The following is a 22,978-nucleotide window of genomic DNA, read 5'->3' on the forward strand; positions in this document are numbered from 1 at the left end:
GAGTTCAGGGTGCGTTGTGGAGCGAGGCGGCTGCAATAACCGACTCCGCAATTCAGCTCGGCCGGGGCCTTGCGTTCACCAATGTGGTTTTTTGCGCTGACCAAGCCCCTGCAGAACGCCTTGTCTGGAACCGTATTCAACAGGCTCAAGTGGGCTGCCGTTCAGATGCGTTGACTGGCGAAAGTGGGTGCCCGGTCCTTTCCTTCATGAAACTGTATACGTAGTATTGGATGGGCTCAGCCGCCATGGTGATTGCTTTCACATGTTATATGACCGTTAACGCGATCTTCACTGAGGCCGGCTTAATCTGCGCCCCGATGGCTCTGGATGTGACGAGCATCTTTACCAAGAACAACGCCTCTATCGGTTTATCTCCCAAAGAAGGAGCTGTATAAATGAACAAGAAAATTCTCACTGCCGCGTTGCTCGGCGGTCTGGCAGTTGCCCAGGCTGCGTCCGCGCAGGAGTTCGATGACCGTTGGTACCTGACCGGTAGCGCTGGCTTCAACTTCCAGGACAGCGATCGTCTGACCAATGATGCTCCGTTCGTCACCCTGGGCCTGGGCAAGTTTGTCAGCCCGAACTGGTCGATCGACGGTGAACTGAACTATCAGAACCCCAACTTCGATGCCAACCAGGATCAGAACTGGAGCCAGTACGGCATCTCGTTCGACCTGCGTCGCCACTTCATCCAGGAAGGCCGCGGCTGGAACCCCTACCTGCTGTTCGGTCTGGGCTACCAGCGTTCGGAAGAAGAGTTCGACGCAACTCCGAACCCGGTTTCGCCGGGCCAGCAGAAGGACGGCAACTTTGCCGCCAAGGCTGGTGTCGGTCTGCAGACCACCTTCGACAAGCGCGTCGCCGTGCGTGCTGAACTGGCCTACCGCGCCGACTTCAACGACCAGAGCGTTGCTGCTCCGCAGGAAGACTGGTTCGGCGACGTGCTGGCTTCGGTCGGCGTCGTGATCCCGCTGGGACCGGCTCCGTCGACCGCTCCGCCGCCGGCTCCGGCTCCGGTTGCCCCGAGCTGCGCAGACCTGGATGACGACGGTGACGGCGTCAACAACTGCGACGACAAGTGCCCGGCTTCGCAGCCCGGCCAGACCATCGGTCCGGACGGTTGCCCGGTTCCTGTGTCGATTGACCTGAAGGGCGTGAACTTCGACTTCAACAAGTCGACCCTGCGTCCGGACGCACAGTCGATCCTGAGCGAAGCGACCGAGATCCTGAAGCGTTACCCCGACCTGAAGGTCGAGGTTGCCGGTCACACCGACTCGAAGGGTACCGACGCGTACAACCAGAAGCTGTCCGAGCGTCGTGCGACCACCGTGTACGACTACCTGACCAAGAACGGCGTCGATGCGTCGCGTCTGGTTGGTCCGATCGGCTACGGCGAGAGCCGTCCGATTGCTCCGAACACCAACCCGGATGGTTCGGACAATCCGGAAGGCCGTGCGAAGAACCGTCGTACCGAGCTGAACGTCCAGAACTAATCGGACCGCTAGCTTGTTCCATACAAAACCCGGCCTTGTGCCGGGTTTTGTCTTTGTAGGACCACCAAAAGCGGGTCGAGGCACCGTCTAACCTGTCTGTGTTGCCGTCCAGGCACGGTTCCGGTTGAAACAGCGTTCATCGCTGCCTACACTCGCCGCGTCAATACCACACTCATAATTGGAAGAATCCGATGCTGCGTACCGCCACGGCAGGTTTGCTCTGTCTCGCCTTGATTCCCGCCGCCTACGCCGCTCCGAACTGCGCCGGCAGCACGGTGTCCCAGCCGCTGCCGTTGCCCGCCACCGTCATCGCACCGGCGGCCGCCGAGTTCTATACCCGTAGCGTCCAGCTGGGCATGCCCACCGGCGTGTTGGCCCAGCCCTATACCAGCGAGCAATCGGTGGACCGCGTGCTGCTGCGTCTGCGCGTGGAAGGCTGCCAGGACGTGGCCAAGGTGATTCCGCCGGGCGGCACGGTCAACCCGAACGACCCGGCCGCCTACAAGGCCACCACCGCATTCGACAACACGCCGTGGCGCTTCGACATGAGCCAGAACGGCAAGCGCATGACCGCCGAAGAATTCGATGCCTGGATGAAGTCGCGCGGCGTGCGTGTGGTCAAGGCGCGCCCGGTTGCCGGCGCAGCGCCGGCGGCAGCGGCACCTGCACCGGCGGCCGACGCCAAGCCGGTCGAAAACAAGTAAGCCGCGGGGTCGGGACGGCATGACCCGGCGGCCCCCGCCGGCGACGTCCCGGCATCGCAGCCGTGGTTCGTCGGTGCCGATGCGCCCGACGCGTGCCTCGGCGGCAGGACCAGGCATCACCGCGCCACGTCATGGGCTGGCGCGGGTGTTGTCCAAGCTGGGTGTGTGTTCACGCACCGAGGCGGCACGCTGGATCGCCGATGGGCGCGTCAGCGTGGATACGCGGGTGGTTCGCGACCCCGAATTTCCGATCCGTGCCGACCAGCATCAGGCGATCTCGGTGGACGGCCAGCCGCTGGCCGGGCCTGCGCGGGTCTATCTGATGCTCAACAAGCCGCGTGGCGTGGTCACCACGGTGCGCGACGAGCAGGGCAGGGACACGGTGTATCGCTGTTTCGACGGCGCCGGCCTGCCGTGGATTGCACCGGTGGGGCGGCTGGACAAGGCCAGCGAGGGCCTGCTGCTATTCAGCAACGACCCGCAATGGGCAGCGGCGGTGACCGATCCGGCCACTGGCCCGGACAAGACCTATCACGTGCAGATCGACTGCCGCCCCGACGCCGGGCAGCTGGCGCAGTTGCAGACCGGTGTGATCGATCCCGACCCCGAGGGTGATGGCGCGCTGCTGCGTGCCAAGCGGGTGCGCTTGCTGCGCGAGGGTGAGCGCAATGCATGGCTGGAAATCGTGCTGGACGAAGGCCGCAATCGGCAGATCCGTCGACTGCTGGCGGCCGTGGAGATTGGGGTGTTGCGGCTGGTGCGCGTGGCGATCGGGCCGCTGGCGATGGGCGAGCTGGGTAAAGGCGTGTGGCGAGCGCTCAGCGCGGAGGAAGTCCAGGCGCTGACGTCGGCTCCCGCCAGCGCGCCAGACGCGCGCTGAGCAGCGCAGCGACGACTTCGCCGGCGCGTGCATCGCTGGCGCCATTGGCATCGTGGCGCCGACCTTTGGCGTGATTGCAGCCGGCACAGGCCAGCGCCAGATTGCGTGCATCGTTGGGGTCGTCGCCGACCTGCGCGCATAGCGCTGCTGCTGCGCGGCGCCCGAACCAGGCCTGCGGGACCACGTGTTCGAGCGTGGTGTGCCCCAGCGGTTCGCCGTCGATGCCGATGTGCAGGCGGCGACGGCAATGCAGGCAGCGGGTCTGCCAGCTGCCGGCGAGCAACTGCGCCTGGGCATCGGTGTGCGCCGCGAGCAGGAGCCGTTGGCGCAGCACCGTCCGCACGCTCAGGCCTTGATGACGTCCAGTTCGCGGCCGATCTTGATGAAGGCGTCGATGGCCTGGTCCAGATGCTCGCGGGTATGCGCGGCGCTGATCTGGGTGCGGATGCGCGCCTGTCCCTTGGGCACCACCGGGAAGAAGAAGCCGATGGCGTAGATGCCTTCTTCCAGCAGGCGCTCGGCGAACTTTTGCGCCAGCGGGGCGTCGTAGAGCATCACCGGGCTGATCGGATGCACGCCGGGCTTGAGCTCGAAGCCGGCGGCGGTCATGCGCTCGCGGAAATAGCGGGTGTTGTCGACCAGTTGCGTGCGCAGCTCGCCGGCCGCTTCCAGCATGTCGAATGCCTTGATGCCTGCAGCCACCACGTGCGGCGGCAGCGAATTGGAGAACAGATAGGGGCGCGAGCGCTGGCGCAGCAGTTCGATCACCTCGCGCCTGGCGGTGGTGAAGCCGCCCAATGCGCCGCCCATCGCCTTGCCCAGCGTGCCGGTGAAGATGTCGATCTGGTCCAGCACGCCCTTGACCTCGGCCGAGCCGCGGCCGGTGGCGCCCAGAAAGCCTGTGGCATGACATTCGTCGATATGCACCAGCGCGTTGTATTTGCGGGCGAGGGTAGTGATTTCGTCCAGCGGGGCGATGAAGCCGTCCATCGAGAACACGCCATCGCTGGTGATCAGCTTGGTCTTGCAACCAGCCGCATCGGCGGCCTGCAGCTGCGCTTCCAGATCGGCCATGTCGCAATTGGCGTAGCGGAAGCGCTTGGCCTTGCACAGGCGCACGCCGTCGATGATGGAGGCGTGGTTGAGCGCGTCGGAAATGATGGCGTCGTGCTCGCCAAGCAGCGGTTCGAACAGGCCGCCGTTGGCGTCGAAACAGGCGGCGTAGAGGATGGTGTCCTCGGTGCCGAAGAAATCGGCGATGGTGCGTTCGAGCTGCTTGTGCAGGTCCTGGGTGCCACAGATGAAACGTACCGAGGCCATGCCGAAGCCGTGCGTGTCCAGCGCGTCCTTGGCAGCCTGGATGATGTCCGGGTGGTCGGCCAGGCCCAGATAGTTGTTGGCGCAGAAGTTGAGCACGCTACGGCCATCGGCCAGGGTGATCTGCGCCGACTGCGGGCCGGTGATGATGCGCTCGGACTTGAACAGGCCCTGGGACTGGATGGTTTCCAGTTCGGCGGCGTAGTGGGCGGTGAGCGCGGCAGGCGGACGGGTCATGGCGGTCGCTGTGGCAAAGAAAGAAGCGCAATGTTAACGATCACAATGGCATACCACTACGTCATGCAAAATCGGCATAAGCGGCGGCGCTGATGTCATTTCACCGCCCGCGTGCCGCTGCGCAGCATGGCATGCTTGCTGTTCAGCTGCGCCCACCGGCCAGGAGATCGTTGTGACATACCCCCATATCCGTCTTGCTTCCCTGCTTTGCACCCTGCTGGCCCTGGCCGGCCCGGCAGGTGCGCGCGACATCGGGCTGCTCAACGTGAGCTACGACCCCACCCGCGAGTTCTACCGCGACTACAACACCGCCTTTGCGGCGCAGTGGAAGCAGCAGCACCCGCAAGACACGGTCAGCGTGGAGACGTCGCATGGCGGCTCCGGCAAGCAGGCGCGCGCGGTGATCGACGGGATCGAAGCGGACGTGGTGACGCTGGCGCTGGCCTACGACGTGGATGCCATCGCGCAGAAGGCCAAGCTGATCGATACCGATTGGGAGAAGCGCCTGCCAGACAACAGCGCGCCGTATACCTCCACGATCGTGTTCCTGGTGCGCAAGGGCAACCCGAAGAACATCCACGATTGGCCGGACCTGCTGCGCTCGGGGGTGTCGGTGGTGACCCCCAATCCCAAGACGTCCGGTGGCGCGCGCTGGAACTACCTGGCCGCCTGGGCCTACGCCGACCACATCTTCAAGGGCGATCGCGAGCGCATCGTGCGCTACATGCAGGCGTTGTTCCGCAATGTGCCGGTGCTGGATACCGGTGCGCGCGGCGCCACCACGACCTTCGTGCAGCGCGGAATCGGCGATGTGCTGCTGGCCTGGGAAAACGAGGCGCTGCTGGCGCGCGAGGAGCTGGGCAAGGACAAGTTCGAGATCGTGGTGCCCAAGCTGTCGATCCTGGCTGAGCCGTCGGTGGCGCTGGTCGACAAGAATGTCGACAAGCACGGCACGCGCGATGTGGCCGAGGCCTATCTGCGCTATCTGTACGCGCCGGAAGGGCAGAAGCTGGCGGCCAAGCATTTCTATCGTCCGCGGCACCCGGAATTCGCCGACCCGGCGGACCTGGCCCGCTTCCCGGACATCAAGCTGGTGACCATCCAGCAGGCGTTCGGCTCCTGGGACAAGGCGCAGCAGGAACACTTTGCCGACGGCGGCCTGTTCGACCAGATCCAGGCCAAGAAGTAGGCATGCAGACGTCGGTTGCACGCCCAGCGTCGCCATCGCGCCGACGCGTGATGCCGGGGCTGGGCCTGAGTCTGGGTATCACCCTGGCCTGGCTGGGATTGATCGTGCTGATCCCGCTGCTGGGGATTTTCATCAAGACCAGCGGCCTGGGCTGGGAGGGCTTGTGGAAGGTCTGGAGCGAGCCGCGCGTGCTGTCGGCGCTGCGGGTGAGCTTCGGCACCGCGTTTGCGGCCGGCGCCTTCAATGCAGTGATGGGCACCTGGGTGGCGTGGGTGTTTGTGCGTTACAGCTTTCCGGGCAAGCGCCTGTTCGATGCGGTGATCGATCTGCCGTTCGCGCTGCCGACCGCAGTGGCCGGCATCGCGCTGACCGCGCTGTACGGCGGCAACGGCTGGGTCGGGCGCTGGCTGGAGGCGATCGGCATCAAGGTGGCCTACACCCAGCTGGGCATCGTGCTGGCGCTGGTGTTCGTCGGCCTGCCGTTCGTGGTGCGGGTGGTGCAGCCGGTGCTGGCCGAGAGCGAGCGTGAGCTGGAAGCCGCTGCCGCCACGCTGGGCGCCTCGCGCTGGCAGACGGTATGGCGGGTGGTGCTGCCGGGGCTGTGGCCGGCGGTGCTGACCGGCTTTGCGCTGGCCTTCGCGCGTGGCGTGGGCGAGTACGGCTCGGTGATCTTCATCGCCGGCAACCTGCCCAATTCCACCGAGATCGCACCGCTGCTGATCACTATCCGGCTGGAAGAGTTCGACTACGCCGGTGCCACCGCCATTGCAGCGGCAATGCTGTTGCTGTCGTTCGTGATCCTGTTGCTGGTCAATACGCTGCAGGCACGCCTGTTGCGCTATCAACGGAGGCCCGCATGAGCGATGCTGTTTCATCGCTGCCTTCCATGTTGCAGACCCGCACGATGACCGAGCAGGCGCGCCGCATCACCGATTCGGCCACCAACGAGCCGCGCTGGGTGCAGTGGCTGATGATTCTGGGGGCGCTGGTCTTTCTGCTGGCGTTCCTGCTGCTGCCGCTGGTGCTGGTGTTTGCCGAAGCGCTGCGCGGCGGTTGGGAGACGTTTCTGCGTGCAGTGGTCGACCCGGATGCCTTGTCGGCGATCAAGCTAACGTTGCTGGTGACGGCGATCGTGTTGCCGTTGAATCTGATCTTCGGCGTTGCCGCTGCGTGGGCCATCAGCAAACACCGGTTCTGGGGCAAACGCCTGCTGGTCAGCCTGATCGACCTCCCATTCTCGGTCTCGCCGGTGGTGGCAGGCTTGATCTTCGTGCTGATCTTCGGCCGCAGTGGCTGGGCCTGGCCGTTGATCGACGAGGGGTGGCGGGTGCAGTTGCCGGCGCTGGGCGAGATGGTGATCCAGCTGCCGCGGATCGTGTTCGCGCTGCCGGGCATCGTGCTGGCGACGACCTTCGTCACCTTCCCGTTCATTGCGCGCGAGTTGATGCCGCTGATGGAGCAGCAGGGCAGCGACGAAGAGCTGGCCGCGCTGAGCCTGGGTGCGAACGGCTGGCAGATGTTCTGGCGCGTGACCTTGCCCAATATCCGCTGGGGCCTGCTGTATGGCGTGCTGCTGTGCGCGGCGCGCGCGATGGGCGAGTTCGGCGCGGTGTCGGTGGTGTCCGGGCATATCCGCGGGCGCACCAATACGTTGCCGCTGCATGTGGAAATTCTCTACAACGAATACGCCTACAGCGCCGCGTTCGCGTGCGCCTCGCTGCTGGCATTGACCGCGCTGCTGACGCTGGCGCTGAAGACGTATCTGGAATGGCGGCACGGCGATTCGCTGGCCGCCAACCACCGCCATTGAGGTGACCATGGGCATCCGCATCCACCGCCTGCGCAAGCAGTTCGACACGTTCACCGCGCTGGACGACATCACCCTGGATGTGCGTCAGGGCGAGTTGCTGGCCTTGCTGGGGCCGTCCGGTTCGGGCAAGACCACGCTGCTGCGGATCATGGCCGGGTTGGAGCATGCCGATGGCGGGCAGGTGCTGTTCGGCGACGAAGATGCCACGCGCATGAGCGTGCAGTCGCGCCGGGTCGGCTTCGTGTTCCAGCACTACGCGTTGTTCAAGCATATGGACGTGTTCGAGAACATCGCCTTCGGGTTGCGGGTGCGGCGCGGCAACGAGCGTTGGGCCGAAGCGCGCATCCGCGCGCGGGTGGAAGAGCTGCTGGCGTTGGTGCAATTGCAGGGTCTGGAGCAACGCTATCCCACCCAGCTATCGGGTGGACAGCGGCAGCGTGTGGCGCTGGCGCGTGCGTTGGCGATCGAGCCGCGCGTGCTGCTGCTGGACGAGCCGTTCGGCGCACTGGATGCGCAGGTGCGCCGCGATCTGCGCCGCTGGTTGCGCGCGCTGCACGAGCAGACCGGGTTGACCACGGTGTTCGTGACCCATGACCAGGAAGAAGCGCTGGAATTGGCCGACCGCGTCGCCATCCTCAACCGCGGCCGCATCGAGCAACTCGATACCCCGGCAATGATCTACGACAAACCGGCCTCGCCGTTCGTGTATTCGTTCGTGGGGGCGGTGAACCGCATCCCGGGCGTGCTGGCGCAGGGGCAGATCCAGGTGGCAGGCCACGCGTTGCCGGCTGCCAACTCCGCACTGGCCGCCGGCCCGGTCGAGGTCTACGTGCGTCCGGAGGATCTGGTGCCCGACGACACCGGCTGGCCGGCCACGGTGGCCTGGTCGCAACGCAGCGGGGCGCGCCTGCGCCTGCGCGCCACGCTGCAGCCGGCCGGCAACGAGGTGGAGGTGGAACTGCCGGCCTCGGCAGGAAGCTTCGAGACCGGCCAGCAGCTGCGCCTAGCAGCACGCCACTACGGCGTCTTCCCGGCCTGATGCAGCCGGATGGGCGGGCACGCCCTGCATCTGGATAGGCGATCGGTAGTGAAGATTCGCCAGTGGTAGCGTCCTGCTGTGGCTGTTGCGGATCCCCAATCCCCAATCCCCACCATCAAGATTCGGCCCAGGCGGTCGATGAGACGAAGATCTGACCAGCGCATCGGCCTTGCGGATGTGCGCTCGATCAAGCGAGCGCGGCATTTATGTTGCGCTGCAATGACAGTTGGACTAAGAAGTCTGTGCAGTCCTCGCTCGCCAACCGACCGCCCATCGTTTCAGGAGATGCCCATGAAGCTTTCCCCGCTCGCTAGTTGTCTGTCGTTGCTGCTGTTGGGTGTGGTGCCGCTTGCACAGGCGCAGGACGAACAGCCCGCCTCGGCACTCAGCGGTACCTTTGCGGTGACCAGCGATTACCTGTTCCGCGGTATCTCGCAGACCAACGAAGAACCCGCGTTCCAGGCCGGGCTGACCTACAAGTTGCCGTATGGCTTCTACGTCGGTACCTGGACCTCCAATGTCGATTACGGCGCCGGCGATCCGGATTGGGAAGTGGACGGCTTTGTCGGCTACAACACCGACCTGAGCGCCAACTTCAATCTCGATGTGATGGTGAACCGCTACCAGTACCTGGGCGCCGGTGCCTCCAACTACGCCGAGCTGATCACCAAGACCACGTTCCTGAAGACCTACAGCCTGACCCTTGCCTACACCAACGATCTATACGGCACCGAGACCGACGGGTACTACTACGCGCTGGACGCCAACTGGGCGTTGCCGCATGACTTCACCGTTGGCGCGCACGCCGGGCACAGCATCTACACCTCGGCGCTGAGCCAGGTGGACCACGACTACAACGACTTCGGCGTGAATGTGGGCAAGACCTTCGGCCCGTTGGGTCTGACCGTGGGCTACTACGACACCAGCGAAGCGGCCGAGTTCGGCTTCGGGCGGCAGAATTCGCAGAACCATCTGGTGGCCACCGCAACCGTCACCTGGCCGTGAGTGCGATACGCTAGGCGCATGGCTGGCGCATGTGTGGCGGGCGACGGCTGCCATGCATGACGCAGCTGTATGACATCGAACACGCGACATGCAAAAGGCGCCCTGGGGCGCCTTTTGCGTTTCTCACCGCGGGCCGATCAGTTCCAGCTCAACACGACCTTGCCGGCCTTGCCTTCTTCCATCAGGTCGAAGCCTTTCTGGAAGTCGTCGATCGGCAGTTGATGCGTCAGCACTTTTTGCAGCGGGAAACCGGACAGCACCAGCTGGGTCATCTTGTACCAGGTCTCGTACATCTTGCGGCCGTAGATGCCTTGCACGGTGAGGCCCTTGAAGATGATCTTGTCCCAGTCGCAGCCGGCGCCACGCGGCATGATGCCGAGCATGGCGATCTTGCCGCCGTGGTACATGCAGTCGAGCATGTCGTTGAACGCGCGCGGGTTGCCGCTCATCTCCAGGCCCACGTCGAAGCCTTCCATGTGCAGGTCCTTCATCACGTCCTTCAACGAAGTATTGGATACATTGACCACGCGCGTGGCGCCCATGTCGGCGGCCAGCTTGAGGCGGAAGTCGTTGACGTCGGTGACCACCACGTTGCGCGCACCGATGTGCTTGCAGATGCCGGCGGCAATGATGCCGATCGGGCCGGCGCCGGTGATCAGCACGTCTTCGCCGATGACATCGAACTCCAGCGCGCAGTGCGCGGCGTTGCCGTAGGGGTCGAAGAATGCCGCCAGCTCGGAAGGAATCTGGTCCGGGATCGGCCACAGGTTGGAGGCCGGCATCACCATGTATTCGGCAAAGGCGCCGTTGACGTTGACGCCGATGCCGACCGTATTGGGGCACAGGTGCGGGCGGCCGCCACGGCAGTTGCGGCAATGGCCGCAGACGATATGGCCCTCGGCCGAGACGCGTTGGCCGACCTGGTAGCCGGTCACCGCCGAACCGAGCTCGGCCACGCGGCCGACGAACTCATGACCGATGGTCAGGCCAGGGGTGATGGTGCGCTGGCTCCACTCGTCCCACAGGTAGATGTGCAGGTCGGTGCCGCAGATGGCGGTCTTTTCCAGCTTGATCAGCACCTCGTTGGGGCCGGGCGTGGGCACGGGAACCTGCTCCAGCCAGATGCCTTTGTTTGCTTCGCGCTTGACCAGCGCCTTCATCGTCTGCGCCATCTGGCGGGGCCTGCTGAGTGAAAGATAAGCCGGCGATTATATGCGGGGTGAGGCCGGTGCCATGTGGCGGTGCAAGAACAACGATCTGCGTTGGTGCGGGCAGTCCGGGTGGGGAGCGACGGTAGCGCTGGGTTGGTTGGCGGACAGCATGCGTCTGATGCCAGGCGGGTGCCCCATCCGCCCTTCGGGCAGTCCCGCGCAGGCGGGGAAGGGCAGGGACTTCGAGAAACAGGCAGGCCAGCAAGCAGGGAAGCCGCCACGCAGGGAAGGCAGAAGAAACGGCAGGGCGGACAGAAAGCGGATGAAACCTGAAGGCGGCTACGCCGAACGAGCCGAACAAGCCCAACAAGCCGAACAAGCCGAACAAGCCGAACAAGCCGAACAAGCCGAACAAGCCGAGCAAGCCGAATCGAGTTGAACCGAGCCTAGCCTAGCCGAGCCGAGCCGAGCGAACGTACAGTCTCGGGAAAGGGTGCGGCAGGCCGGCTCACGGCGCCGGGGCACCGTCGGCATGCCTTCTCCCGCACGCGGGAGAAGGTGGCGCGTAGCGCCGGATGAGGGCGCCTTGCGCTGGTGCAGAGCGCTTAAAACTTCACGTCCAGACTCATGAAGTACTGGCGTGGCGCACCCACCACCATGGTCTGGTTGTAGCCGTCCGGATCGGAGGCGACGTAACCGTTGGTGCCGGTGCTGGCAAAGTAGCGCTTGTCGGTGAGGTTGGTGATGTTCAGGGCCAAGGCAATATCCGCCACGCCGCCCACGCGACCGAAGTCGTAGCGCGCCCCGGCGTTGAACAGCCAGTACGAAGGCACCTGCGAATCGTTGAGGAAGGTGATGTAGCGCTTGTCCACGTACTTGCCGTCCAGGTCCAGGCGCAGGTTGCCCAACTGGTAGCTGGCGCTGGAAGAGAACATCAACGCGGGAATGCCCACCACGTCCTTGCCCGAGGTCGCGACCACGCCGTTGTTGAGGTAATCGTCCTGATAACGCGAGCGGTTCCACGACAGCGAGTTCAACCAGCTCAGGCCTTCGGTCGGGCGCCACATCAGCGCCAGATCCGCGCCGGCGCTATGCACTGCGCCGACATTGCTCAGGATCGAGGCGCAGGTCTGCACCGCGGTGCACGGCGAGGTGGTCAGCAGGCGGTTGGAGAACTTGGTGAAGTAGGCATCGGCCGAGAGCTGGAATTGCTCGTCCTGCATGCGGTACCCCATTTGCACGGTTTGCGACTCTTCCGGCTCCAGCGTGGAGCGGCTGCGATCGAACGCGGCCTGCGAGGTGGCGAACGGGGTGAACCCGAAGGCGGCGATGTTCTTGCTGTAGGACGCATAGACGTCCTGGCGTTCGTCGAGTTTGTAGTTCACGCCCACTTGCGGCAGGAAGCCGTCTTCGGCGCGGATGCGGCCTTGCGCCAGCGACGTGGTGGGCACCAGCGACTGCGCGCGCGTGGTGGTGTTGAGCGCCTTTGCGCCGTAGTTCAACGTCAGCCGGTCATCGAGCAGGCGCACGGTGTCCTGCACGTAGAGCATGCGGGTCTGGGTGGTGTAACGCTGCAGGAAATCGCGGCGAAACGGCGTCTGCGCTTCGTACACGTTGTACAGCGAGGTGTAGCCCTCATTGCCCAGCGCGAAGTAATTGCGCCCTTGCGTGGTGCGTGCATTCTCGGCCCACACGCCGGCTTCCAGATCGTGATTGCCCCACGACCACTTCAGTGCGCTGGTGCCGCCGAAACGGTCCAGGCCATAGTCGGTGGTGCGCATCGACACCGGGATCTGCGCCGAGGTGACGACATACGGCGTCACCCATTGTCCTTCGCCGCGATTGGCGTGGTAATAGCCTGCGGCATCCAGGGTTGCACCGCCGAACACGAACGTGCCCGACAGGCCTGCAAGATTGTCGCGGCGCAGGCCGCCGCCGGCGTAATAACTGGCATCGAGCCAGCTGTAATCGCTGGGCAGCCCGGCCAGCGATTGCGGGTAGCCGTTGGCCACACCGCTGGTCGCGCCGGTGGTCTGGTAGGCGCGCGCCATCTGTACGGCGGTGGCCCAATCCGGTTGCAGGTAGTCGTAGTCCCAACCCAGTGCGCGCTGGCTGGTCAACGACAGGTCCATATAGTCGTATTCCTTGCGCCGCGAGGTATCCAGGAACAGGCTCAGGCGATTGCCCTCGCCCCATTGGTAGACGGTCTTGAGGTTGGCCTGTTCGGATTGCTGATCGCCGAAGCCTTTCCACTTGTCGGTGGTGGCATTGGCGTAGGACAGATAGGCCGACAAGCCATTGCGATCGCCGGTATCGGCGCGCACGAAGGTGCGTCGCGTGGCATCGCTGCCCACCGTCTGCACCAGCCGCGCGCCGGGCGTGGTCTGCGGATCGGCGGAGTAGAACTGCATGGTGCCGCCGAGGTTGGTGTTGGATGCGGTGCCGAGCGCGCCGGCGCCTTGTGCAATCTCCACCGAGCCGAGGTTTTCGGAAATGATGGCGCGGGTGATGTGCAGGCCGTTGGTGACGCCGTAGCTCATGTTGCCCAAGGGAATGCCATCGAGCGTGTAGCCCAGGCGGCTCTGGTCGAAGCCATGCAAGGTGACCTGCGTGGACCACTCGTAGGTGCCGAACGGATCGGCGGACTGGAATTGCACGCCGGGCAGTTTTTCCACCGCCTTGAAGGCACTGCTGCCCGGCGTCAGCTGTTCGATGTCCTGCCGGCTGATCCGCTGCACCTGCCGTGTGCTGCCTTGCGAGACGACGTTGACCGCATCCAGCTGGGTCGCGTTGCCCGCGGCATCGGCAGGCGTCACCGGTGCATCGGCTGCGCTGGCGACGGGTTCTGCGGCGTGCGCGATGACGGGGAGCAGCGCGGCGAGGGCGAGTGCCAGTGGCGTGACATGGAAACGACGGGCGGAAGTCATGGGGGAGTCCTGTTCGAGCACGGCTGAGGGCGGACGCACGGTGCAAGACCGGCGTTTCGCGACGCAGGGTGTCAAGGGCTCATGAAACATTGATGACGGTGGCTGTCGCAAAACTGTCGCGCAGGCCCGCTATACGTAACGTGTGCGGCCGCCGTGCGCGCTGCACGTCACCGACCTTTGCAGGATTTTTCGTCATGACGTTATCTTCTTCGCGCCGCGACTTCCTCAAGCGCGTCGCTGCGCTCACCGCTGCCGGGGCATTTCCGCCGTCGATCGGTCGCGCGCTGGCATTGCCGGCCAATGCGCGTACCGGCACGCTGCGCGATATGGAACACGTGGTGATCCTGATGCAGGAAAACCGTTCGTTCGACCATTACTTCGGCGCGTTGCGTGGTGTGCGCGGGTTCGGCGATCCGCATGCGCTGCAGTTGCGCGACGGCCAGCCGGTGTGGAGTCAGCCGGCGGCCGATGGACGACGGCTGCTGCCGTTTGCGTTCGATACGCAAACCACGAGCGCACCATTGATCAAAAGCCTGGATCATTCGTGGAAAGCCGGTCACGGGCAGGATCCGGCGCGCTGGGCCGAATACGACGCGTGGGTGCCGTACAAGGGCGAGCTGACGATGGGGTACTTCCAACGTCAGGACATTCCGTACTACCACGCGCTCGCCGATGCGTTCACCATCTGCGATGGCTACTTCTGCTCGATGCACGGGCCGACCAATCCCAATCGCATGTATCTGTTCACCGGCACCAGCGGTCTGAGCGTGGGCGATACCCGTGCGCAGGTGGCCAGCAACGCCGATGACGGCAACTGGACCGCCGACATGGCGCGCGACAAACCCGGCTATGCGGCGATGGGCTGGACCACCTATGCACAGCGCCTGCAGGCGGCCGGCATCGATTGGCGGGTGTATCAGGAATACGACAACTTCGGCTGCAACTCGTTGGCGTATTTTGCGCACTACCGCGGGCTGGACACAGCTGACGAACGTTATCGCCGCGCGCGTGCCTGTGTCCCCGGATCCACCGCGGACAACGCCGCCAGCACGCAGGCCGATCACCTGATCGCCGCAATCGCTGCCGACGTGCAGGGCAATCGCCTGCCGCAGGTGTCGTGGGTCATTCCGCCGACTGCCTATTGCGAACACCCCGAAGCGCCGCCGGCCTACGGCGAGTCGCTGGTGTCGCGGTTGATCGATGCGCTGACCTCCAATCCGGACGTCTGGGCGAAGACGGCCTTGATCATCAACTACGACGAGAACGACGGCTTTTTCGATCATGTGCCGGCGCCGCTGCCGGCGCTGGACGCACGCATGGGCCGCAGCAATGTCGATGTGCGCGGCGAGGCCTACAACGGCGTGCCGGTGGGCCTGGGCATCCGCGTGCCGATGCTGGTGATTTCGCCATGGACGCGCGGCGGCTGGGTCAATTCGCAGGTGTTCGATCACACCTCGGTGCTGCGCCTGCTGGAACGTCGCTTCGGTGTGGCCGAACCGAATATCAGCCCGTGGCGTCGCGCGGTCAGTGGCGATCTCACTAGCGTGTTCGATTTCCGCAAGCCCGACGATTCGGCGCTGAGCGCACTGCCGTCCATCGACGACTACCGCACACGCACGGCGGCGGCACGCGACAAACCATTGCCCGTGCCGCCGACCAAGGCCGTCATGCCGCGACAGGAGCCCGGCCAACGTCCGGCGCGTGCGTTGCCGTATGCCTTGCAGGTGCACGCGCGCGCGCAAGGCGATGGCGCGCTGCAGTTGCAGTTCGTCAACACCGGCACGGCTGCGGCTGCATTCAACGTCTACACCAGTGCTCCCACTGGGGGGCCGTGGTACTACACGGTATTACCTGGTACCCGGCTCGATGACGTTCCGGTGGGCGCCGCGCACGACGGCGCGTATGGGTTGCGCGTGCACGGGCCGAACGGATTCCTGCGCGAATTTGCCGGCGAGCTGGCGACCACGCCGCAAGCAGCGGCAGCGCCGTGGGTCGAAGCGCGTCAGGATGGCGGCACGCTGGTGCTGGAGATCGGTAACGCGGGGCAACGGCCCTGCACCTTGCACCTGCGTGCGCTGGACCACGCAGATCCTGCCCCGCGCGCGCTGCAGCTTTCCGCAGGTCAGCGCCAGGTGCTGCATCTGCCGCTGGCCGCCAGCGACCACTGGTACGACGTGGTCGTGGAGCAACCGGGCGGCACGTTCCGGCGGCGTCTGGCCGGTCACCTGGAGACCGGCAGCCCCAGCCGCAGCGACCCGGCGCTCGGTCGCGCCTGAGCACGCCTGATTCATTGGGCGACGGCTGGATCGGCGCGGTGTTGCGACCGTATCGCGTCGCGCACAGCGCACAAGAATTGCGCGGTGTGCGCGGCAGTGCGGTTCGCTGCGCGCGGCGATCACCCCGGATGCCGAGCTCCATGTTGAACATGCCGGCAGCATGCCGGCCTCGACACGTCGCCAAGTTCCCGCGATCGGCAGTGCGGTGCGTCAGCGCCGGAGACCAGCCGGGGGCGGGGCGCAGCAGGGCATCGCAGGCACGCAGCGCGGTCGGAAGAGCAGGGCGTGCGCGCAAGCGCAGAGGGAACGAGTGGGAGCGGTTATGATGCGGTCCGGTTTCGCCGCGGCGTGCCGGCCCCTCCCCCCAAGGAACTCTCAGCGCATGCGCATCCTGCTTGCTCGTCACGGCGAGACGCCGTGGAACGCCGAAGGCCGTTACCAGGGCCAGATCGATATTCCGCTGTCGCCGGTGGGCGAAGGCCAGGCACGCGCGTTGGGCGAGCGGCTGCAGGCGTTGCAGATCACCCGTGCGGTCGCCTCGCCGCTGTCGCGCGCGCAGGCCACAGCCAAGGCTGCGTTGGGCGCATCGCGCGAAAGCTTGCTGCAGACCGATCCGGACCTGCAGGAAATCGCCCATGGCGAGTGGGAAGGCCTGCTGGCCAGCGAGATCAACGACAAGGATCCGGCGCGTCTGCGCGCCTGGCGCGAAGAGCCCGATACCGTGCTGATGCCTGGCGGCGAATCGCTGCGGCAGGTGCTGGACCGCAGCTGGCGCGGCCTGGCGCGCGCCGCCGACGGCCTGGGCGCCGACGACACCTTGCTGGTGGTCGCGCACGATGCAGTCAACCGCGTGATCCTGTGCAAGATCCTCGGCCTGCCGCTGTCCAAGCTGTGGAGCTTCCGCCAGGCCCCGACCACGCTCAACCTGCTCGAAGGCGACGATGTCGATCACCTGGAAGTGGTGCGCCTCAACGACTGCGCGCATCACACCCCGTTTTTCGGTGAAGCCAAGCATCGGGCGCTGTAGCCTTGGTGGTGGCGTGTTGCGCTCAGGAATAACTCTTATAGCTTTCACGCTGCCAACATTCAGGTGCTCGAGATGGGTTTCCATGCATTGCTGCTTGCAATCCAGGCGTCCTCTTTAAATTTGCACGTTTGAAGAGGGGTGTCTGGTCTCGGTCTTCAGCGTTTGTTGGCCGCTGCGCAGCATGCGCATACGTCTGAGGGATCAGTTCGGTGAAAACAAAGCTGTTCGCTTTGATGAAGGTTGCCTCTATCTTCGTGATGCTTGGGCTTATTCCGCCGAGCTTGTTCGCCACATTTATCCCCGTCGAGTTCCTTCAGGGGCGCTATTGGAAGTGGCCGGCCTTGGTGATGGGTATCGCGCTAACGGTGCTGCTGCGTAGGCGTAACCGTCGCTTAGGTCGACCAACAGACATGGATGGTGGCGGGCACGTCCTTAAAGTCTTTATGTTCCTCGGGATGCCGGTAATGATGGGCTTTCTCTCCTGGTTGTTTCTGGCAAAAGCCATCCCTTGGGGGGTGACATTGCTGGTGGGGACGACGTTCGAGGAGGCATATCTCATGCAGACCTACCATCAGTCGAAAAGCGATTTTTGCGAATATCAATTGCGCGGTGGTCCGATTGATCATGCGTTTCCAGATCATCTTTGCATCAAGGAGGAGCTGTACCTCCGCTACCCAGAGCAGCAGATCGCGGTAACCTTGAAAGGGCAACGCTCGGTCTTGGGTGCGCGGGTCACTGAGATCTACGGGCCGCAATGAGTGGTCGAATGCCTGGTTTTTCTGGCAATTGGTGTCTCCAACATGGATTGTCGCCGGTAAGTCCAAACAGCCGTCAATGTCACGCGACGCATATCGCCTGTGCGAATTGATGACGCGCCCTGCCGTGCATCGGTCTGACCAAGCATTCGCGAGGCATCAAGCGCCAACGTGGCGTGCGATGCGCACGCGCAAATGGCGATAATGTGCCCCTACTCTGCGCAGCCCTCCCCATGAACGCAACGAACTCTCTCTCCGACTGGCTCGTCTACATCGAGCAACAACACCCCAGCAGCATCGCGATGGGGTTGGAGCGCGTGCGCGAGGTCGCCGCGAGGTTGCAGATCGCAGCGCCGGCAAAGCACGTCATCGTCGTAGGAGGCACCAACGGCAAGGGCTCGACGGTGGCCTTTATTGAGGCGATCGGGCGGGCGGCCGGCTGGAAGGTGGGCACCTACACCTCGCCGCATCTGCTGCGCTACAACGAGCGCGTGCGTATCGATGGCAGCGAGGCCAGCGACGTGCAACTGGTGGATGCATTCGCAGCCGTCGAAGTGGCGCGCGGCCAGACCGCACTGACCTATTTCGAGTACGGCACACTGGCCGCGTTGTGGCTGTTGCAGTGCTCCGGTCTGGATCTGGCGGTGCTGGAGATCGGCCTGGGCGGTCGCCTGGATGCGGTGAACATCATCGATTCGGATGTGGCGGTGATCACCACCGTGGATATCGATCACACCGATTGGCTGGGCGAAGACCGCGAGGCGATCGGCACAGAGAAGGCCGGCATCATTCGTGCCTGGAAACCGGTGGTGCTGGGCGAGATCGACCCGCCGTCGAGCGTGTTGCGGCGTGCTTATCAATTGGGCGCCAACGCGATCCGCGCCGGTAGCGATTATTTCTTCGAGCCGATCGACACACCGCACCCCAACGCGCAGCACTGGCGCTGGCGCGATGTCGCGGTGACCTTGGAGCTTCCGATGCCGGCTTTGCACGCGCCGGTGCAGCTGGCCAATGCGGCCGCGGCGATCGCCGCGCTGCAGGCATTGCCGGTGCAACTGCCCGCTGCTGCCTGGGCGCAGGGCATCACCAACGCCCGGGTGGCCGGGCGCCTGCAGCGCATCGACGTCGATGGCGTGCAGGTGTTGCTGGATGTCGGCCACAACCCGCAGGCCGCGCGCGCGCTGGCCGATGCACTCGGCGCGCAGGCGCATGCCGGCAGCACGCATGCGATCTACGCCGCATTGGGAGACAAGGACGTGCTGGGCGTAGTGGAGGCGGTGGCCGCGCAGATCGACCACTGGACGCTGGCCGGGCTGGAAGGCGTACGTGGGCAGTCGGCCGAGGCCTTGCAGCAGCGCCTGCAGGGCAGCGCTGCGGCGCAGGCGCCGCGCCAGCGCGACGTCGCAAGCGCACTGCGCACGGTACTGGCAGCAGCAAAGCCCGGGGACCGCGTGCTGGTGTTCGGCTCGTTTCATACCATTGCCGACGCGCTGAACGCACTTCGTTCAGCCCACTAGGGTCGGCGAGGTGGCGCCGGCCTTATAATCGCCGCGGCACCCCGCCACGCCTGTAGCGCTCTTTACTGTGGACACTGCTCTGAAACAGCGACTGATTGGCGCCATCGTTCTGGTGGCGCTTGCCGTGATCTTCCTGCCGATGCTGGTCAAGGGCCCCGCGCCGTCTAGCGGTGTGGCCGATGTCCCGCTGGAGGCGCCTGCCGCGCCCGGCAATGGCGAGTTCGAAACCCGCGAATTGCCGCTGGTCACCCCGGGCAATGCGCCTGCGGGTGGCGCGCTGGGCATGGCCGGTGCCCCCAGCGCGCCGGCCGCAGTGCAGGACAACCCGGACGCCGCCGATCTGGCCACCCCCTTCAGCGCCCCGTCCGCGCCGGAAGTGGCGGCCGGCAACTACGCGGTGAATTTTGGCGCGTATGCCACCAGCACCGATGCCGATGCGGTGATCGCGCGGCTTAAGCAGGCGCAGCTGCCCGGCTTCAGCGAGAAGACCCAGATCAATGGTCGCCCCGCCTGGCGCGTGCGCGTGGGGCCGTATGCCGACCAGGCCCAGGCCGAATCGGCGCGGCTGCAGGCAGTGAAGGTGCGCAGCGACGTCAACGCGCAGGTGGTGACGCTGGACGCCAACGCTTCCGCACCGGCGCCGGTTGCCACGCCGACGCTGACGCCTGCGCCGGCCGCAAAGCCTGGCAGCAGCGTGGCCGCCGCCAGCGCGCCTGCCGCGCCCAAGACCGAGAGCCTGCCACCGGAACCGGCCAAGCCGGTCGCCGCTCCCAAGCCGGCCGAAGCGCCCAAACCGGCGCCGGCCAAGCCTGACGTTGCCAAGCTGGAACCGGCCAAGCCAGAGCCGGCAAAACCGGTTGCGGCCGCACCCACCGTGCCGGCGGCTCCTGCCGCAAGCGGTGTCGGGTTTGCGGTGCAGCTGGGCGCGTTCGGCCGCGCCGAAGATGCCAATGCCCTGCGCGACCGCGTGCGCGCTGCCGGCTTCAGCGCCTTCGTCGAACAGGTCCGCACCGACAAGGGCGCACTCAACCGCGTGCGCGTCGGCCCGGTCGCCAATCGTGGCGATGCCGAGCAGTTGCGCGCACAGGTGGCGGCCAAGGTCGGTATTTCCGGCATGGTGCGTCCGCATCCTTAGAGATGCTCTCGACCTGCCGCGCCGCCTGGCGTCTGCGGTAGCGGTGCGAATCGGCGTGAGCCACGCGTCCGGTCCACGTGTTGCAGGCGCCGAAGAGGCGGATGATCAGCGCTGGCGTCTTTCGGACACACCCGCAGTTTCGACAGCTTCACGCCCACGGAGGGGAAGGCAATGATCAGCAAGCCACGTTGGACCGGCGTACGCGCCGCGCGGAGACCTCGCCAATGATCGACATGGTGTTGAGCGTCATCATTCTGGTGTCGGCGCTGTTGGGCCTGCTGCGCGGCTTCGTCGCGATCGTGGTCGGCACCTTGTCGTGGTTGCTGGCGGGCTGGGCTACGTTCCTGTTTGGCGGCTCGGCCGCGCGCTGGCTGGCCGATGGCAAGCATCCGTCGGCCACCGAGTCGTTCGGCGGCTACGCCATGGTGTTTGTCGGCGTGCTGATCAGTGTGGCGGTGATCGGCATGGTCATTCGCGCCGGCGTGGATGCGGTCAAGCTCGGCGGGACCGACCGCATGCTCGGGTTCGGTCTGGGCGTGGTGCGCGGCGGGTTTCTGGCCAGCGTGCTGGTGCTGCTGATGGGCTTCACGCCATTGCCGCGCGAGGCGGCGTGGCGACAATCGGTGCTGCTGCCGATCCTGCAGCCCGGTGCCGGCTGGATGCGAGCGCAACTGCCGGCCTGGCGCATGCCGTCGATGGACATGCCATCCATGGAACTGGGCAACCTGCCCACGGAGTTGGGGAAGTTGCCTTCGACAGGCGATAATGCGGACCTGGGCAAAATGCTGTCCGGGTCCGGACTGAGCGACACCGTGTCGCGGGCGCTCGGCAAACCCGGCAACGCCGCCAGCGACGCCAGCGACGGACGCAATCCGGCGCAGGCGATGCCGGCCAATATCGATCCGGCGCAGGTTCGCGGCGGAGAAAGCGACCCGGCTCGGGTCGAATCCCAAGGCCAGGCACGGCCACCTTCACAGTAACGGCGCAAGCCGCAGCGGAGAACGCGCACCATGTGTGGCATCGTCGGTATTGTCGGCAACCAAAACGTCGCCGGGCAACTTTATGACGGCCTGACCGTCCTGCAGCATCGTGGGCAGGACGCCGCAGGCATCGCCACCGCAGACGGCACGCGGTTGCGCGTGCAAAAAGCCAATGGCCTGGTACGCGATGTCTTCGACGAGAAAAAGATGGCGGTGCTGGAAGGCCGCGTCGGCATCGCGCATTGCCGCTACCCGACCGCAGGCTCGGAAGGCATGGACGAGGCGCAGCCGTTCTACGTCAATTCGCCCTACGGCATCGCGCTGGCGCACAACGGCAACCTGATCAACACCGAGGCCCTGCGCCAGCAGGTGTTCGAAGCCGACCGCCGCAACATCAACACCGATTCGGACAGCGAAGTGCTGCTGAACGTGTTCGCCTACGAGCTGGATGCGCAGCGCATGCTCACCCCCGAGGCGGCGATCCGCGCGGTGGCCGGCGTGCACCGCCGTTGCAAGGGCGGCTATGCGGTGGTGAGCGTGGTGCTGGGCCTGGGTCTGGTGGCCTTCCGCGACCCGCACGGCATCCGTCCGCTGGTGCTGGGCAAGCGCGAGCACGCCGAAGGCACCGAATACATCGTCTCCTCCGAATCGGCCGCGCTTGACATCCTCGGCTACCAGCGCGTGCGCGACGTGCGTCCCGGCGAGGCGATGGTGATCACCGCGCGCGGCGAGCTGTTTTCGGAAGTCTGCGCGGCGCCGACCGTCAACGCGCCGTGCATCTTCGAGTACGTGTACTTCGCGCGCCCCGATTCGATGATCGACAATATTTCGGTGCACAAGGCGCGTATGCGCATGGGCCTGAAGCTGGGCGAGAAGATCCTGCGCCTGCGCCCGGATCACGATATCGACACCATCATTCCGATCCCGGACACCTCGCGCGACGTGGCGCTGGAAATGTCCAACGTGCTCGGGGTGAAATACCGCGAGGGTTTCGTCAAGAACCGTTACGTGGGCCGCACCTTCATCATGCCGGGGCAGGGCGAGCGGCAGAAGTCGGTGCGCCGCAAGCTCAACCCGATCCACCTGGAATTCCGCAACCGTGTGGTGCTGCTGGTGGACGATTCCATCGTACGCGGCACCACCAGCCGGCAGATCGTGCAGATGGCGCGCGATGCCGGTGCGCGCAAGGTGTACTTGGCCTCGGCCGCGCCGCCGGTGCGTTACCCCAATATCTACGGCATCGACATGCCGGCCGCCGAAGAGCTGATCGCGCATGGCCGCAGCGAGCTGGAAATCCAGGAATTCCTGGGCTGCGACTGGCTGATCTACCAGGACCTGGAAGATCTGGAAGTGGCGGTGCGCGAAGGCAATCCGGACATCCAGCAGTTCGATTCCTCGTGTTTCAACGGCGAGTACATCACCGGCATCGAACCGGGCTATTTCGAACGCATCCAGCAACTGCGCTCGGACGATGCCAAGAAGCGTCGCCGCGCCTGAATTGTCACGGCGCTGCGGCCACCTTGCCGTGGTCGCCGC

Annotated in this window: 18 protein-coding genes and 1 pseudogene; 15 read left to right on the forward strand and 4 right to left on the reverse strand. The window is 65.2% G+C overall.

The genetic code is table 11. The features are described from left to right. Positions 1 to 395 precede the first annotated feature (395 nt). The 3 genes from FHY18_RS06340 (at position 396) to FHY18_RS06350 (ending at position 3,077) form a co-directional block, all read left to right on the forward strand. A complete protein-coding gene (locus FHY18_RS06340; protein ID WP_259152824.1) occupies positions 396 to 1,493 on the forward strand; it encodes an OmpA family protein in 1,098 nt (365 codons plus the stop codon). A 191-nt stretch (positions 1,494 to 1,684) separates the two neighbouring features. Beyond that, on the forward strand, positions 1,685 to 2,197 hold the full coding sequence (locus FHY18_RS06345; protein ID WP_259152825.1) for a hypothetical protein: 513 nt from the start codon (positions 1,685 to 1,687) through the stop codon (positions 2,195 to 2,197). A 19-nt stretch (positions 2,198 to 2,216) separates the two neighbouring features. After that, a complete protein-coding gene (locus FHY18_RS06350) occupies positions 2,217 to 3,077 on the forward strand; it encodes a pseudouridine synthase (RefSeq protein ID WP_259152826.1) in 861 nt (286 codons plus the stop codon). On the opposite strand, the gene FHY18_RS06355 is transcribed toward FHY18_RS06350, so the two are convergent. Further along, complete coding sequence (locus FHY18_RS06355; RefSeq protein WP_259152827.1) at positions 3,016 to 3,420, reverse strand: HNH endonuclease; 405 nt, start codon at positions 3,418 to 3,420, stop codon at positions 3,016 to 3,018. The two genes, FHY18_RS06350 and FHY18_RS06355, sit on opposite strands and share 62 nt — an antisense overlap. A 2-nt stretch (positions 3,421 to 3,422) precedes the next feature. Then, positions 3,423 to 4,631 carry a glycine C-acetyltransferase gene (gene kbl / locus FHY18_RS06360; RefSeq protein WP_259152828.1) on the reverse strand — a complete coding sequence of 403 codons (1,209 nt, stop codon included), beginning with the start codon at positions 4,629 to 4,631 and terminating at the stop codon, positions 3,423 to 3,425. Positions 4,632 to 4,723: 92 nt separating this feature from the next. Between kbl and FHY18_RS06365 the strand changes: the two are divergent. The 5 genes and pseudogenes from FHY18_RS06365 to FHY18_RS06385 all read left to right on the forward strand — a co-directional run bounded on the left by FHY18_RS06365 (position 4,724) and on the right by FHY18_RS06385 (position 9,674). Further along, a pseudogene (locus FHY18_RS06365) lies at positions 4,724 to 5,820 on the forward strand (sulfate ABC transporter substrate-binding protein). A gap of 2 nt (positions 5,821 to 5,822) precedes the next feature. Then, the gene (cysT, locus tag FHY18_RS06370; RefSeq protein WP_259152829.1) at positions 5,823 to 6,680 is read left to right on the forward strand and encodes a sulfate ABC transporter permease subunit CysT; all 858 of its coding nucleotides are present in this window, start codon (positions 5,823 to 5,825) and stop codon (positions 6,678 to 6,680) included. Continuing rightward, on the forward strand, positions 6,677 to 7,630 hold the full coding sequence (cysW, locus tag FHY18_RS06375) for a sulfate ABC transporter permease subunit CysW (protein WP_259152830.1): 954 nt from the start codon (positions 6,677 to 6,679) through the stop codon (positions 7,628 to 7,630). The genes cysT and cysW overlap by 4 nt, the downstream gene beginning before the upstream one ends. 7 nt (positions 7,631 to 7,637) lie before the next feature. After that, positions 7,638 to 8,669 (forward strand): sulfate/molybdate ABC transporter ATP-binding protein, encoded by a 1,032-nt coding sequence (locus FHY18_RS06380; RefSeq protein WP_259152831.1) that lies wholly within the window; start codon positions 7,638 to 7,640, stop codon positions 8,667 to 8,669. A gap of 291 nt (positions 8,670 to 8,960) precedes the next feature. Further along, positions 8,961 to 9,674: a TorF family putative porin gene (locus FHY18_RS06385; RefSeq protein ID WP_259152832.1), complete on the forward strand. Its 714-nt coding sequence runs from the start codon at positions 8,961 to 8,963 to the stop codon at positions 9,672 to 9,674. A 137-nt stretch (positions 9,675 to 9,811) separates the two neighbouring features. On the opposite strand, the gene tdh is transcribed toward FHY18_RS06385, so the two are convergent. Further along, the gene (gene tdh / locus FHY18_RS06390; protein WP_259152833.1) at positions 9,812 to 10,846 is read right to left on the reverse strand and encodes an L-threonine 3-dehydrogenase; all 1,035 of its coding nucleotides are present in this window, start codon (positions 10,844 to 10,846) and stop codon (positions 9,812 to 9,814) included. A 584-nt stretch (positions 10,847 to 11,430) separates the two neighbouring features. Continuing rightward, the gene (locus FHY18_RS06395; protein ID WP_259152834.1) at positions 11,431 to 13,842 is read right to left on the reverse strand and encodes a TonB-dependent receptor; all 2,412 of its coding nucleotides are present in this window, start codon (positions 13,840 to 13,842) and stop codon (positions 11,431 to 11,433) included. Between the two features lie 104 nt (positions 13,843 to 13,946). Between FHY18_RS06395 and FHY18_RS06400 the strand changes: the two genes are divergently transcribed. The 7 genes from FHY18_RS06400 to purF all read left to right on the forward strand — a co-directional run bounded on the left by FHY18_RS06400 (position 13,947) and on the right by purF (position 22,939). Beyond that, positions 13,947 to 16,028 carry a phospholipase C, phosphocholine-specific gene (locus FHY18_RS06400; protein WP_259152836.1) on the forward strand — a complete coding sequence of 694 codons (2,082 nt, stop codon included), beginning with the start codon at positions 13,947 to 13,949 and terminating at the stop codon, positions 16,026 to 16,028. 382 nt (positions 16,029 to 16,410) lie between these two features. After that, positions 16,411 to 17,055: a histidine phosphatase family protein gene (locus FHY18_RS06405; protein ID WP_005993981.1), complete on the forward strand. Its 645-nt coding sequence runs from the start codon at positions 16,411 to 16,413 to the stop codon at positions 17,053 to 17,055. 209 nt (positions 17,056 to 17,264) lie between these two features. After that, complete coding sequence (locus FHY18_RS06410; protein ID WP_259152839.1) at positions 17,265 to 17,813, forward strand: hypothetical protein; 549 nt, start codon at positions 17,265 to 17,267, stop codon at positions 17,811 to 17,813. Positions 17,814 to 18,043: 230 nt separating this feature from the next. Further along, positions 18,044 to 19,327 carry a bifunctional tetrahydrofolate synthase/dihydrofolate synthase gene (gene folC / locus FHY18_RS06415; protein ID WP_259152840.1) on the forward strand — a complete coding sequence of 428 codons (1,284 nt, stop codon included), beginning with the start codon at positions 18,044 to 18,046 and terminating at the stop codon, positions 19,325 to 19,327. A 67-nt stretch (positions 19,328 to 19,394) separates the two neighbouring features. After that, positions 19,395 to 20,462 carry an SPOR domain-containing protein gene (locus FHY18_RS06420; RefSeq protein ID WP_259152841.1) on the forward strand — a complete coding sequence of 356 codons (1,068 nt, stop codon included), beginning with the start codon at positions 19,395 to 19,397 and terminating at the stop codon, positions 20,460 to 20,462. A 224-nt stretch (positions 20,463 to 20,686) separates the two neighbouring features. Then, on the forward strand, positions 20,687 to 21,442 hold the full coding sequence (locus FHY18_RS06425; RefSeq protein WP_259152844.1) for a CvpA family protein: 756 nt from the start codon (positions 20,687 to 20,689) through the stop codon (positions 21,440 to 21,442). A 30-nt stretch (positions 21,443 to 21,472) separates the two neighbouring features. Continuing rightward, positions 21,473 to 22,939 (forward strand): amidophosphoribosyltransferase, encoded by a 1,467-nt coding sequence (purF, locus tag FHY18_RS06430; RefSeq protein WP_016902228.1) that lies wholly within the window; start codon positions 21,473 to 21,475, stop codon positions 22,937 to 22,939. Positions 22,940 to 22,978 lie beyond the last annotated feature (39 nt).

Source organism: Xanthomonas sp. 3793 (assembly GCF_024806835.1).
GTDB classification, from domain to species: Bacteria; Pseudomonadota; Gammaproteobacteria; order Xanthomonadales; family Xanthomonadaceae; genus Xanthomonas; species Xanthomonas arboricola_F.